We start from the raw sequence: 13,631 nt of genomic DNA on the forward strand, positions 1-13,631 counted from the left end.
CGGCCGGCCCCCGCCGCGGACACGCCGGCGCGGGACGGGAGCGCCGCCGCCCGCGACGTGCTCGCGCCGGTCGCCGCCGCGACGTACGCGGCGACCGCCGCCCGGCCCCTGCTGCACGCCGTGCTCAACCCGTCCCCCCAGCTGACCCAGCGCGCCGTCGGCGGCGGCATCCGCGCCCTCATCCCCCTCCAGGCCGCCCTCGCGGCGAGAGCCGGCGCCCCCGTGGCCGCCCTCCTCACCGCGGCCCTCGCCCCCGCCGCCCGCCGCCTCGGCCGGAAAGTGAGCCTCACATGAGCACCGCCCGGTCACCGCGCCTCGGCTACGGCACCAACGGCCTCACCGACCTGCGTCTCGACGACGCCCTCGCCCTCCTCGCCGACCTCGGCTACGACGGCGTCGGGCTCACCCTCGACCACATGCACCTGGACCCGTTCGCCCCCGGCCTCGCCGCCCGCACCGCCGAGGTCGCCGCCCGGCTCGCGGAACTGGGCCTCTCGGTGACGGTCGAGACCGGCGCCCGCTACGTCCTCGACCCCCGCCGCAAGCACGGCCCCTCCCTCCTGGACCCCTACCCGGACGCCCGCGGCCGCCGCGTCGACCTGCTGCTGCGCGCCGTGAGGGTGGCCGCCGACCTCGGCGCGCACGCCGTCCACTGCTTCAGCGGCGTCCTGCCGCACGGCACCGACAAGGAGACCGCCTGGAAGCGGCTGGCCGAGACGCTCGTCCCGGTCCTGAACGCGGCCGAAGCCTCCAGGGTGCCCCTGGCGATCGAGCCGGAGCCCGGTCACCTCCTGGCCGATCTGGCGGACTTCCACCGACTGCGCCGCCTGCTCGGCGACCCCCGGCATCTGGGGCTCACCCTGGACATCGGCCACTGCCAGTGCCTCGAGCCCCGGCCGCCCGCCGACTGCGTCCGCGAGGCCGCGCCCTGGCTGCGCCACGTGCAGATCGAGGACATGCGCCGCGGCGTCCACGAACACCTCCCGTTCGGCGAGGGCGAGATCGACTTCCCGCCGGTGCTCGCCGCGCTCGCCGAGGCCGGCTACCGGGGTCTGACCGTCGTCGAACTGCCCCGCCACTCCCATGCGGGGCCCCGGTACGCCGAGCACTCCCTGGCCTTCCTGCGCCGCGCGGCGCGGGCGGCCCGGGCCGAGACCGTGGCCGAGCCCCCGGCCACCGAAGGGAGCACCGCGTGACCGACCGAGCCACCCCCCACCCCACCGACGGCGCCCACCCCGCCGACGGCGCCGACTCCGCGGGCGGCCTCCACCCGCTGCCCGAGCTCAGGGCCCGGCTCGCCGCCCGGTTACCCGCCCCGGCCCGCGACTGGCTGGACGCCGCCCTCGCCGAGGCCGCGGGCCCGGAGAAACAGTTGGACATCCGCTTCGCCGAGGCCGGCCGCCGCACCGGTCCCGACGCCGCGGACGACGCCCGCGTGCTCCTGCTGCACGCCGCCGGAGCCGGCCCCGACGCCCTGGGCCGCCTGTACCGGCAGGGCACCGCCGCCGAATGCCGCGCCGTGCTCCGGGCCCTGCCCCACCTGGTCGACGGCGACGAGGCGCTGGACCTGGTCGAGGACGCCCTGCGCACCAACGACACCCGCCTGGTCGCCGCCGCCCTCGGCCCCTACGGCGCCCGCCACCTCCCGGCCCACGACTGGCGCCACGCCGTCCTGAAGTGCCTGTTCACCGGCGTCCCCGTGGACGCCGTGTCCCGGCTCGCCGAACGCGCCCGGGGCGACGCCGAACTCGCCCGCATGCTGGGCGACTTCGCCGCCGAACGGGGCGCCGCGGGCCGCACCGTGCCACCGGACCTGTACCGCGTCCTGGCCCTCACCGAATCCCAGCAGGCCCGGCCGGCCCACCCCGAGGAGTCCTGATGCGCATCTTCGACCCCCACATCCACATGACCTCCCGCACCACCGACGACTACGAGGCGATGCGCGCCGCCGGCGTCCGCGCCGTCGTCGAACCCGCCTTCTGGCTCGGCCAGCCCCGCACCTCCCCGGCCAGCTTCTTCGACTACTTCGACTCCCTCCTCGGCTGGGAGCCCTACCGGGCCGCCCAGTACGGCATCGCCCACCACTGCACCATCGCCCTCAACCCCAAGGAGGCCAACGACCCGCGCTGCCTGCCCGTCATCGAGGAACTGCCCCGCTACCTGGTCAAGGACTCGGTGGTCGCGGTCGGCGAGATCGGCTACGACTCCATGACGCCCGCCGAGGACCACGCGCTGGCCGCACAGCTCCAGCTGGCCGCCGACCACGGCCTGCCCGCCCTGGTCCACACCCCGCACCGCGACAAGCTCACCGGACTGCGGCGCACCCTCGACGTGGTCCGCGAGTCCGCGCTGCCCGTGGACCGGGTCCTGGTCGACCACCTCAACGAGACCACCGTCAAGGAGGCCATGGCCAGCGGCGCCTGGCTCGGCTTCTCGGTCTACCCCGACACCAAGATGGACGAGGACCGCATGGTCGCCGTGCTGCGCGCCCACGGCCCCGAGCGGGTGCTCGTCAACTCCGCGGCGGACTGGGGGAAGAGCGACCCGCTGAAGACCCGCAAGGTCGGCGACGCGATGCTCCGGGCCGGTTTCTCCGAGGACGACGTCGACCTGGTGCTGTGGCGCAACCCGGTGGCGTTCTACGGGCTGAGCGGCCGCCTCGACCTGACCCCCGTGGACGCCCCGGCCACCCACGAGGGCAACTCGATCCTCCGTGGAGGCGAGTGACCATGCGCTTCCGGCACCCGGACGGCTCCGTGGTCCACCTGGCCTACTGCACCAACGTCCACCCCGCCGAGACCCTCGACGGCGTCCTCGCCCAGCTCCGCGACCACTGCGAACCCGTCCGCAGGCGTCTCGGGCGCGACCGGCTGGGCATCGGCCTGTGGCTTGCCCACGACGCCGCCCGCGCCCTCGCCGCCGACCCGGCCGCCCTGCGCCGGCTGCGCGGAGAACTCGACCGGCGCGGACTGGAGGTGGTCACCCTCAACGGCTTCCCCTACCAGGGCTTCGGCGCCGAAGAGGTCAAGTACCGCGTCTACAGCCCCGACTGGGCCGACCCCGAACGCCTGGAACACACCACCGCCCTGGCCCGCATCCTCGCCCAGCTGCTCCCCGACGACGCCGCCGAGGGCAGCATCTCCACCCTCCCGCTCGCCTGGCGCACCGCGTACGACGGCGACCGCGCCCGGCGGGCCCTCGCCGCCCTGCGCACGCTCGGCGAACGCCTCGACGCGCTGCACGAGCTGACCGGACGCCCGATACGCATCGGACTGGAACCCGAACCCGGCTGCGTCATCGAGACGACCGCCGACGCCATCGCCCCGCTCACCACGATCGCCCACCCCCGCATCGGCGTCTGCGTGGACACCTGCCACCTCGCCACCTCCTTCGAGGACCCCGGCACCGCCCTCGACGCCCTGGAGGCGGCCGGCGTACCCGTGGTCAAGTCGCAGCTCTCCGCCGCCCTGCACGCCCAGGACCCCCGGCAGGACGCCGAACGGGAGGCGCTGGCCGCGTTCGCCGAACCCCGCTTCCTGCACCAGACCCGCGCCCGCACCCCGGACGGCACGCTGAACGCCGTCGACGACCTGCCCGAAGCCCTCACCACCGGCCGGCTCCCGCGCGAGGTCCCCTGGCGCTCCCACTTCCACGTCCCCCTGCACGCCGACCCGGTGCCGCCGCTGACCTCCACCCTCCCGGTCCTCGAGGCCGCGCTGGCCCAACTGGCCGGCGGCCCGCACCCGCTCACCCACCACCTCGAGGTCGAGACCTACACCTGGCAGGCACTCCCGCCCGAGCTGCGACCCCGCGACCGCGCCCGCCTCGCCGACGGCATCGCCGCCGAACTCACCCTCGCGGGCGACCTGCTGACCGGCCTCGGCCTCAAGGAGCTGCCGTGACCACCCAGGCCACCCCCCTGCTGGTCCTCGACGTCGTCGGGCTCACCCCCCGCCTGCTGGCCCACATGCCCCACCTCAGGGCGATGGCCGACAAGGGCTCCAGCGCCCCGCTCGGCACCGTGCTGCCCGCCGTCACCTGCGCCGCCCAGTCCACCTTCCTCACCGGCGCGCCGCCCTCCGAGCACGGCATCGTCGGCAACGGCTGGTACTTCCGCGAACTCGGCGACGTCCTGCTGTGGCGGCAGCACAACGGCCTGGTCTCCGGGGACAAACTCTGGGACGCCGCCCGCCGCGTCAAGGCGGACTACACCGTCGCCAACATCTGCTGGTGGTACGCGATGGGCGCCGACACCGACATCACCGTCACCCCCCGCCCCGTCTACTACGCCGACGGCCGCAAGGAACCCGACTGCTACACGCGGCCGCCCGCCCTGCACGACGAACTCACCGAGCGGCTCGGCACGTTCCCCCTCTTCCACTTCTGGGGCCCCGGCGCCGACCTGGTCTCCAGCCGGTGGATCATCGACGCCACCCGCCACATCCTGCGCACCCGCCACCCCGACCTCGCCCTGTGCTACCTGCCCCACCTCGACTACGACCTCCAGCGCTACGGCCCCGACGACCCGCGTTCCCTGCGGGCCGCCGCCGACCTCGACGCGGCCGTCGCCCCGCTGCTGGACGACGCCCGCGCCGAGGGCCGCACCGTGGTCGCGCTCTCCGAGTACGGCATCACCCCGGTCTCCCGGCCGGTGGACGTCAACCGGGTGCTGCGCCGCGCCGGACTGCTGGAGGTGCACACCCAGGACGGCATGGAGTACCTCGACCCGATGGCCTCCCGCGCCTTCGCCGTCGCCGACCACCAGACCGCCCACGTCTACGTCCGCCGCGGCGAGGACCTGGCGAGGGTCCGCGCCCTGCTGGAGGAGGTGCCGGGCGTCGCGGAGATCCTGGACGACGAGGGAAAGAAGGCCCACGGCCTCGACCACCCGCGCGCCGGCGAACTCGTCCTGGTCGCCGAGCCGGACAGCTGGTTCACCTACTACTACTGGCTGGACGACGCCCGCGCCCCGGACTTCGCCCAGCTCGTCGAGATCCACCGCAAGCCCGGCTACGACCCCGCCGAACTCTTCATGGACCCGCTCGACCCCTACGTGAAGGTGAAGGCGGCCGGCGCCCTGGCCCGCAAGAAACTCGGCATGCGCTACCGCATGGCCGTCGTCCCGCTGGACCCGTCCCCCGTCCGCGGCAGCCACGGGCGGCTGCCCGCGAGCGACGAGGACGGCCCGCTCCTCCTGTGCTCCACCCCCCACGGCCCCGGCGACCGCGTGGCGGCCACCGAGGTGAAGAACCTCCTGCTCCGCCTGGCGGGCCTCGCCTGAACCCGGACCCCGCCCCGTACGACCCGACGTGCAGACACCAGAGAAGAGGCACCCGTGGACAACCACCCCGAGTTCACCACCGACAGCCCCGACGAAGGCCTGCGCCGCGCCCTGCGCATCGGACGCCGCGGCTTCCTGTCCACCTGCACCGCCGTCGCCGCCGGAGCGATCGCCGCCCCGGTGTTCGGCGCGGCCCCGGTGCACGCCGCCGAGGGACCGGTCGCGGGTGGCCGGGTCCACGGCCGGGGCCCCGTGCTGGTCCCCGCCCGTCGCCGCGGCATCATCCTCTACACGGTCCGGGACGCCGTCGGCCGTGACCCGCTCTCCACCGGCCTGCCCTCCGGTTTCCGCGCCGTCTTCGAGCAGCTCGCCCGGTTCGGCTACCGCCAGGTGGAGTTCGCCGGCTACGGCCAGCACGCCAACGCGCCCGGCGGCGGCGACCTGGAGTCGGTACAGGGTGCCCGGCTGCTGCGCTCGTGGCTGGACGAGTACGGGCTGCGCGCCCAGGGCAGCCACGGCTTCATCCCCGGCTCCTGGCCGCTCACCACCGCCGACACCGACCGCTTCAAGCAGCACCTGGAGATCGCCGCCACCCTCGGCATGGAGCACATGGGCACCGGCGGGGACCCCACCAACAGCTCGGTGAAGGCGGACTGGGACGTCGCGGCGGACAAGTGGAACGCCCTCGGCGAGATCGCCCGGGGCTTCGGCATCAAGCTCTACACCCACAACCACGACGCCGCCTACGGTTTCCTCCTCGACGGCGGCCCGCTGGACGCCCAGGGCCGCCCGACCCGCAGCTCCGGCATCCGCAAGCTGGAGTACTTCCTGAAGGTCACCGACCCGCGCCTGGTGTGGCTGGAGATGGACGTCTTCTGGGCGCACGTCGCCCGGTACAAGTTCCGCTCCTACACCGCCCACGACGGCTCCGTCCGGCAGGACGTCTTCGACCCCGCCGCGCTGGTGGCCGCCAACGACCGGCGCTACCCGCTGTTCCACGCCAAGGACGGCGTCCTCGATCCGGCGAACGGCAACGGGTACGCCATGGTGCCGTTCGGCACCGGCGACATCGACTACACGTCCTTCTTCTCCCGCGTCGGCCACCGCACCACCCACCACCCGATGGTCGAGCAGGACAACGCCCCCAGCTCCACCGACCCGGGCCAGTCCCTGGAGCACGCCCGCACCGGCTACCGCAACCTCGCGGCCCTGCGCCGGCGCGGATAGTCCCGGACGCCGTGCGGCCCGTGGCGGGACACCACCCGCCACGGGCCGCCGGGACCGGCCGGCTCAGCGCCCCTCGCACTCCGGGAGCCGCGCGCAGGCCACGAAGTGGTCCGGCTCCGCCTCGTACAGGTCGCCGTCCGCGCCCGCCCCGTGGAACAGGCAGCTCTCCACCGGCTCGGCGTCCACCCAGTCCACCCCGAGCCGCGGAACCGCGGCCAGCAGGTGCCGGGTGTAGGGGTGCAGCGGGTTCCCGAACACCTTCCCGGTCGCCCCGCGCTCCGCGATCCGCCCGTTGCGCAGGACCACCGTGCTCTCCGCCAGATAGGTGCCCAGCGAGAGGTCGTGGGTGATGTAGAGGACCCCGAGGCCCCGCTCGCGCAGATCGCCCAGGAGATTGAGCACGTCGATCCGGGTCGAGGCGTCCAGCATGCTGGTGATCTCGTCCGCGACCAGGATCTCCAGCCCGTCCAGCAGGAGCGCGCGGGCGATCAGCAGGCGCTGCAACTGGCCGCCGCTGAGCTGGTGCGGGTACTTCCCCAGCACCTGCGCCGGATCGAGCCGCACGTCGCGCACGGCCCCCTCCACCCGCGCCCGCCAGTCGGCCGCGGACACCCGCGGATGGTAGGCGTCCTTGACCAGGGCGAAGATCCGGTCGGCCTTGAAGACGGGGTTGAAGCAGCTGAACGGGTCCTGGAAGACCCCCTGCACCCGGCGGTAGTACTCCTTCCCGGGGCGCACCGGCTCGCCGTTCAGGGTGAGCGAACCCCCGCTGACGGAGGTCAGGCCGAGGATCATCCGGCCCAGGGTGGACTTGCCGCTGCCGCTCTCCCCGAGCAGGGTGACGACCTCCCCCCGGTCCACCGAGAAGGAGACCCGGTCCACGGCGGTCGTCGTGCTGCCGGAGAAGGTCCCGGTGCGGAACGTCTTGGTGACGCGGTCGAGTGTCAGCATCAGGCCTTCCAGCACGCTACGTGGTGACGGGGGGCGACCTCGACGACCGGCGGCTGCTCGGCGCAGCGGTCGTCGGCCAGCGGACACCGGTCGCGGAACCGGCAGCCCGCGGGCGGGGAGAGCAGGGACGGCGGGCTCCCCTCGATGCCCGAGAGGCGCCCCTGCGACCGGCGCACGCCCGCCTCGGGCAGCGCGGCGAGCAGCCGGCGGGTGTACGGATGGCGCGGCGCGGTGGTCAGGACGCCCGCCGGCGCCTTCTCGGCGAGCCTGCCCGCGTACATCACCATGACCGTGTCGGCGATGTGCGAGGTCAGGGCCAGGTCGTGGGTGATGAACACCATGCTGGTGACCAGGCCCCGGTCGCGCAGGCCCACCAGGGCGTGCGCCACCGCCTTCTGGTTGGAGACGTCGAGGGCGCTGGTCACCTCGTCGGCCACCAGCAGCGACGGGTCGAGCAGCGTGGAGATGACCATCACCGTCCGCTGCTTCATGCCGCCCGACAGCTCGATCGGATAGCGCTCGAGGACCTCCGGCCCGAGCCCCACCAGCGCCAGGCGCCGGTGCAGCTCGCCGGTGTCCACCGACACCCCGCGGGAGGCGAGCAGTTCGCGGACCATCCGGCCGATCCGGCGCGTCGGGTTGAGCGCGCTCATCGAGTACTGGGGCACCAACGAGATGCGGTGGAACCGGAAGGCGTTCATGGCGCGGTCGTCGCCCACCGGCACGTCGTCCCCGTCGAGGGTGACGGTGCCGCCGATGTGGCGCATCCGGCCGTCCATCCGGATCAGCGACTTGCCGAGCGTGGTCTTCCCGCAGCCCGACTCACCGACCAGGCCGAGGATCTCGCCGTCGGCGACGGTGAAGCTGACGCCGTCCAGGGCGCGGACGTCGCCGCGCAGCGTGCGGTAGTGGACCCGGAGGTCGTCGACGGTCAGGGTCATGCTCCTACGACTCCCTCAGCTTGGGGTTGAACACCTCGTCCAGACCCACGTTCGCGACGTACAGCGCGCCGACGACCGCGGTGATGCCCACCCCGGGCGGCACGAACCACCACCACATGCCGAGCTGGAGCGCGCTCCACTGCTGGGCGCTCTGGAGCATCAGCCCCAGCGACACGCCGTCGGTGGGGCCCAGGCCGATGAAGTCCAGGGAGGAGGCGATGAGGATCGCGCCGCCGAACAGCAGGATGAACGTCATGAACAGGTAGGAGCTCATGTTCGGCGCGATCTCGCGGAAGATGATCCGCCAGGTGCGGCTGCCGCTGAGCCGGGCCAGGTCGACGAAGTCACGCGTGCGCAGGCTGAACGTCTGGGCGCGGATCGCCCGCGCCGCCCACGGCCACGAGGTGAGCCCGATGAACAGGCCCTGCACCGGCACACTGCGCACGCCCAGGTAGGCGTTGACGATGAGCAGCACCGCCAGCGAGGGGATGACCAGCACGATGTTGGTGAACATGGTCAGCACCTCGTCGACGACGCCGCCCCGGTAGCCGGCGAAGAACCCGACCAGCATGGCGATCACGGCCGCGATGCCGCCGCCGATCACCCCGACCAGGAAGGTCGCGCGCAGCCCGTGCACGAACTGGGCGAAGACGTCCTGTCCGAAGGTCGTGGTGCCGAACCAGTTCTCGCCGGAGGGCGGCGCCGCCTGCGTTCCGGAATAGGCGTGGGGATCCGCGCCGTCCAGCAGGAACGGGCCGAACAGCCCGGTCAGCAGGAGCACGGTGACGACACCCAGCCCGATGAGCAGCTTCGGGTTGCGTACCGCGTAGTGCAGCGTCTCCCGGCCGGGGCCGAGCGGAGCGGCCGGCCGGTCCGCCTCCTGGGCGGCCTCCTGGCCCGGCGCGGAGGTCGCGACCGGCTCGGAGGCCGGTTCGCCGAGTGGGGGCATCGCGTTCATCACCGGCCTCCCGCCATGCCGGTGCGGGTCCGGGGGTCGACGACCACGTAGACGAGGTCGATGATGAAGTTGGCGATCAGCACGCCGATCACGATGAAGAGGAAGGTGCCCTGCAGCAGGAAGAAGTCGCGGTTCTGGATCGCCGCGAGGATCAGACTGCCCAGGCCCGGATAGTTGAAGACGATCTCGGTGACCAGCGCGCCGGCCACCAGGACGCCCAGCTGCAGGGCCAGACCGGTGATCTGCGGCAGGACGGCGTTGCGGAAGGCGTACCGGCGGATCAGCCGCTGCGGCGCGCCCAGGGCGGACAGGTAGGAGGAGTGGTCCGCCTCCAGCTCGTAGATGATCATGTTGCGCATGCCGATCGCCCAGCCGCCCAGCGCCACCAGGAACAGCGAGAGGAAGGGCAGCACCCAGTGGTGCAGCGCGTCGGTGAAGAAGTGCCAGGTCCACGTCGGCTGGATGTCCAGGCTGTACCCGCCCGAGACGGGGAACCAGCCGGCCTTCGCACCCAGCAGCCAGGCCAGCAGGACGGCGATCCACATGTACGGCATGGCCGTCAGCAGGTAGCCGGCCGGCAGCACGGTGTTGTCCAGCACCTTGCGGCGGGCGGCCAGCGCGCCGAGCCAGTTGCCGACGAACCAGCTGAGCAGGACGGCGGGGACCATCAGCGCGAGCGTGTAGGGCAGCGCGCCCAGGATGACCGAGCTGACCGGCTGCGGGAAGACCCAGATCGACAGGCCGAAGTCGCCCTGGAGCAGGGAGCCCCAGAAGTGCAGGTACTGCTCCCACACCGGCCGGTCGAAGCCGAACAGTTCGTTGTAGTAGGCCCGCATGGCCTCGACGGCCTCGGGCTGCGAGACCCGGGCCCGGGAGATCATCGCGGAGACGGGGTCGCCCGGCATGAAGCGCGGGATCATCCAGTTCACCGTGACGGCGAAGACGAAGGTCAGGACGTAGACGAGGAGCTTGCGGGCGAAGTAGCGGCGCAAGGGTGACTCCAGTATCAGGGGTGGCGGGGGAGGGCTGCGTCGGGGCGGCGTCCGGGCGGCCGCCGGAGGCCCCCGCACCCGCCGGCGGACCTGGCGGGGTGCGGTGCGGCCGGCGGCCGCGGAGGCCGCGCGGCCCGCCTACTTCTCGGCGGGCCTGAGGCCGGTCAGCGCCTCGAAGCCACCCAGCTCCAGCCAGTTGCGCCACAGCGTCGGCGCGTGGTGGTTGTCGCCCTTCTCCGAGGGCCAGTTGGTCCAGGTGCCGGTCGTCGACTGGGACCACAGGCCGTTGTACCAGAGCGGGATGACCGGCATCTCCTCCAGCTGGATCGCCTGGATCCTGGAGACCGCCTCCTTCATGCCCGCCTCGTCGTCGGTCCTGACCCCGCCGAGCTCGTTGACGAGCTTCCAGGCCTCCTCGTTCTCGTAGCGGCCGAAGTTCACCGTGTTCTGCTGTTCGCGGACGGGCAGCTGGAACATGTACTCGTAGTACGTCCACGGGGTGCTGGACAGCTGCCGCTCGTTGTTGATCACCAGGTCGAACTCGCCCTTGGAGCGCAGGTCGTTGAGCGCGTTCTGGTCCGGGAACTCGGTGCTCACGTCGATGCCCGCGTTCCTGGCGCTCTCCGAGACGACCTTGGCCGCCTCCATCCAGTCGGTCCAGCCGGAGGGCACCATCAGCTTCAGCCGCAGCTTCCCGCCGTTCCTGTTCTCCACCAGGCCGTCGCCGTCGGTGTCGCGGTAACCGGCCTCCTTCAGCAGCGCCTTGGCCTTGGCGGTGTCGAACGTGAAGCCGCTCCTCGAGGTCAGCGACTTGTCGACGTACTTGTCCCACTGCGGCAGCAGGCCGGTCGGGTCGGCCGGCCGCACCAGGTCGCCGTACACGCCCTTGACGATCTTGTCGATGTCCACCGAGTGCGCCAGCGCCCTGCGGAAGGCGGCGTCGTCCATCGGCTCGCGGGTGGTGTTGGGCACCAGCCACGCGGTGTTGGCGGACATCATGTAGGGCGGCCCGTCGTAGTACGAGACGGCCTTGCCCGTCTTGATCATCGAGGCCGCGCCCGGGAGGAAGTTGTTGCTGAGGTCCAGCTGCCCCTGCCCGATCTGGCCGATGACCACCTCGTTGCTGGGGTTGGAGATGTCGACGATGTACTTCGGCGCGGGCTTCAGGCCGAGCGCCTTCACGCCCCACCAGTCGTCGCGCCGCTCCCAGACCACCCGGTCCTGGCCGTGGCTCCTGAGCTTGTAGGCGCCGGAGACCACCGGCTTGTCGTTGACCCCGTTGAGGACCTCCTCGTCGGACAGCTCGCCCCAGACGTGCTCCGGCACGACGGGCTGTCCGTAGAGGGTGAAGTCCCACTCCTGGTAGCGCGACTCCTCGAAGCCGAAGCGCACCGTCCGGTCGTCGACCGCCTCGGCCTCGGAGAGCCAGTCCCACAGCGTGTGGAAGGAGGCGGCCTCCAGCTTGCCGATCTCGTACGAGAAGACGACGTCCTTCGCGGTCAGCGGCTTGCCGTCCGACCAGGTGATGCCGGAGCGGAGCTTCACCTCGTAGGTCTTGTCGTCCTTCCACTCCCCGCTCTCGGCCAGCCAGGGCTTGAGCTTGCCGGCCTGCGGGTCGAAGTGGAACAGCGTCTCGTACGCCAGGCCCTTGGTGCCCGTGGCGTGGTCCCAGTTGTGCAGGGGGTTGTAGTTGGCGGGCGGGCCCCACATGGTGCCGCTGGTGTACAGCGTCTCGCTCCTGGGCAGGCCTCCCTCGCCGACGGAACCCTTTCCGTTCGAGGCCGTCGAGGACCCCCCGCCCGTGCACGCCGTGACGACCATGCCGCCGACGGCCAACAGAGCGAACAACCGCGCTCGGATGCGCATCGGTCTACTCCCTCCCCACCCGCCTTTGGGCGGAGGCAACTGAACCGGGTAAGTGGCGGAAGTCTTGACCTGCCGGGCGGTCGTGTCAAGGGATTGCGGGAGCGCTCCCGAGGGTTTGTCATAAGGGAGTTGTTGTGGAAGAGGTCTGTGGTGGCATGCCTCGGCACGCGGCGGAGTCACTACGATGGTCGCTCTCATATGAAGCGGTTAAGCGAGGTCACATGTCCAGGCGTCGCCCCACCATGGAGGACATCGCGCGTCGAGCGGGTGTCTCCAAGGTCGCGGTCTCGTACGCGCTCAACGACCGGCCCGGCGTGTCGCCCGGGACCCGGGCCGAGATCAAGCGGATCGCCCGGGAGATCGGATGGCGGCCCAACAGCGCCGCCCGGGCGCTCACCCGGGCCCGCGCCGACGCCGTCGGCCTGGTCTCCTCCCGGCCGGCCCAACTGCTCGGCGCGGAACCGTTCTTCATGGGGCTGATCAGCGGCATGCAGGACGAACTGGCCGCCCAGGGGAAGGCGCTGACCCTGCAGTTCGTCGCGGACGCCGGGCAGGAGATGGAGGTCCACCGGCGCTGGTGGGGCGAGGGCCGCGTGGACGGCGTGCTGCTGACCGACCTGCGCGCCGACGACCCGCGGATCGCGCTGGTGCGCGAACTGGGGCTGCCGGCGGTGGCGATCGGCCACCCGGAGGCCGCGGCCGGACTGCCGGCGGTGTGGTCCGACGACGCGGCGGCCCTCGGCCAGACGCTGCGCTACCTGCACGCGCTGGGGCACCGCTCGGTGGCCCGGGTCGCCGGGCTGCGCTCCCTCGACCACACGGCGCGCCGGGACCGCGCCCACCGCGCGGTCTGCGCGGACCTGGGGATGGCGGAACCCGCCATCGTCCACACCGACTACTCCGGCGAGGCGGGGGCGCGGGCGGCGCGTTCGCTGCTGATCGGGCCCGGCCGGCCCACGGCGATCGTGTTCGACAACGACATCATGGCGGTGGCCGGACTGTCGGTCGCCGACGAGCTGGGGCTGCGGGTGCCCGGGGAGCTGTCCCTGGTCGCCTGGGACGACTCCCAGCTGACCCGGGTGGTGCGGCCGGGGATCACGGCGCTGAACCGGGACATCCCGGCGTACGGGCGGCACGCGGTCCGCACGTTGCTCACGCTGGTGGAGGAGGGGTGGGCGGAGGGCCTGGAGGACGAGCCGGCCCGCCTCCTCCCCCGCGGCAGCACCGCCGTGGCTCCCGGGGCCGCCGCGCCAGCCTCCGTCGTTGCCGCCGGGTCCGCCGTGGTTCCGGCCCCCGCCGTGGCCGCGGCGCCTGCCGGGTCACCGCTCGCCGCCGGGGCTGCCGGGTCCGGCGGGGTTCCGGCTCCCGCCGTGGCCGCCGTGGCCGCCGTGGCCGCCGGGTCCGCCGCGGCTCCG

11 protein-coding genes and 2 pseudogenes are annotated in these 13,631 nt (G+C 72.8%); 8 read left to right on the plus strand and 5 right to left on the minus strand.

Annotation, left to right across the window (positions count from 1 at the left end):
• The 7 genes and pseudogenes from A2U95_RS30930 to A2U95_RS30960 all read left to right on the plus strand — a co-directional run.
• Positions 1–294 (plus strand): annotated as a pseudogene (locus A2U95_RS30930) (hypothetical protein); the annotation flags it as partial.
• Entirely contained in the window at positions 291–1,196 is a 906-nt protein-coding gene (locus A2U95_RS30935) for a sugar phosphate isomerase/epimerase family protein (protein WP_166029189.1), read from the plus strand. The pseudogene A2U95_RS30930 and the gene A2U95_RS30935, both read left to right, overlap by 4 nt.
• A complete protein-coding gene (locus A2U95_RS30940) occupies positions 1,193–1,879 on the plus strand; it encodes an EboA domain-containing protein (RefSeq protein WP_206283127.1) in 687 nt (228 codons plus the stop codon). The genes A2U95_RS30935 and A2U95_RS30940 overlap by 4 nt, the downstream gene beginning before the upstream one ends.
• Positions 1,879–2,727 carry a TatD family hydrolase gene (locus tag A2U95_RS30945; protein ID WP_166029191.1) on the plus strand — a complete coding sequence of 283 codons (849 nt, stop codon included), beginning with the start codon at positions 1,879–1,881 and terminating at the stop codon, positions 2,725–2,727. Before A2U95_RS30940 ends, A2U95_RS30945 begins: the two co-directional genes overlap by 1 nt.
• A gap of 2 nt (positions 2,728–2,729) precedes the next feature.
• On the plus strand, positions 2,730–3,902 hold the full coding sequence (eboE, locus tag A2U95_RS30950; protein ID WP_166029210.1) for a metabolite traffic protein EboE: 1,173 nt from the start codon (positions 2,730–2,732) through the stop codon (positions 3,900–3,902).
• Positions 3,899–5,281: an alkaline phosphatase family protein gene (locus A2U95_RS30955; RefSeq protein ID WP_166029193.1), complete on the plus strand. Its 1,383-nt coding sequence runs from the start codon at positions 3,899–3,901 to the stop codon at positions 5,279–5,281. The genes eboE and A2U95_RS30955 overlap by 4 nt, the downstream gene beginning before the upstream one ends.
• 54 nt (positions 5,282–5,335) lie before the next feature.
• Positions 5,336–6,508, plus strand: a complete 1,173-nt coding sequence (locus A2U95_RS30960) for a sugar phosphate isomerase/epimerase family protein (protein ID WP_166029196.1) — start codon at positions 5,336–5,338, stop codon at positions 6,506–6,508.
• A 63-nt stretch (positions 6,509–6,571) separates the two neighbouring features.
• Here the strand turns inward: A2U95_RS30960 and A2U95_RS30965 are convergent, their stop codons facing one another.
• The 5 genes from A2U95_RS30965 to A2U95_RS30985 all read right to left on the minus strand — a co-directional run bounded on the left by A2U95_RS30965 (position 6,572) and on the right by A2U95_RS30985 (position 12,216).
• Entirely contained in the window at positions 6,572–7,459 is an 888-nt protein-coding gene (locus tag A2U95_RS30965) for an ATP-binding cassette domain-containing protein (protein ID WP_166029198.1), read from the minus strand.
• On the minus strand, positions 7,459–8,400 hold the full coding sequence (locus A2U95_RS30970; RefSeq protein WP_166029200.1) for an ABC transporter ATP-binding protein: 942 nt from the start codon (positions 8,398–8,400) through the stop codon (positions 7,459–7,461). The genes A2U95_RS30965 and A2U95_RS30970 overlap by 1 nt, the downstream gene beginning before the upstream one ends.
• A 4-nt stretch (positions 8,401–8,404) precedes the next feature.
• The gene (locus A2U95_RS30975) at positions 8,405–9,358 is read right to left on the minus strand and encodes an ABC transporter permease (RefSeq protein WP_240958491.1); all 954 of its coding nucleotides are present in this window, start codon (positions 9,356–9,358) and stop codon (positions 8,405–8,407) included.
• Positions 9,358–10,350, minus strand: coding sequence for an ABC transporter permease (locus A2U95_RS30980; protein WP_166029203.1), 993 nt, complete (start codon positions 10,348–10,350; stop codon positions 9,358–9,360). The genes A2U95_RS30975 and A2U95_RS30980 overlap by 1 nt, the downstream gene beginning before the upstream one ends.
• Before the next feature lie 138 nt (positions 10,351–10,488).
• Positions 10,489–12,216: an ABC transporter substrate-binding protein gene (locus A2U95_RS30985; protein ID WP_166029205.1), complete on the minus strand. Its 1,728-nt coding sequence runs from the start codon at positions 12,214–12,216 to the stop codon at positions 10,489–10,491.
• 221 nt (positions 12,217–12,437) lie between these two features.
• Here A2U95_RS30985 and A2U95_RS30990 point away from each other — a divergent pair.
• A pseudogene (locus tag A2U95_RS30990) lies at positions 12,438–13,454 on the plus strand (LacI family DNA-binding transcriptional regulator); the annotation flags it as partial.
• Between the last annotated feature and the right edge of the window lie 177 nt (positions 13,455–13,631).

Source organism: Streptomyces chilikensis, assembly GCF_001642695.1.
Lineage (GTDB): Bacteria > Actinomycetota > Actinomycetes > Streptomycetales > Streptomycetaceae > Streptomyces > Streptomyces chilikensis.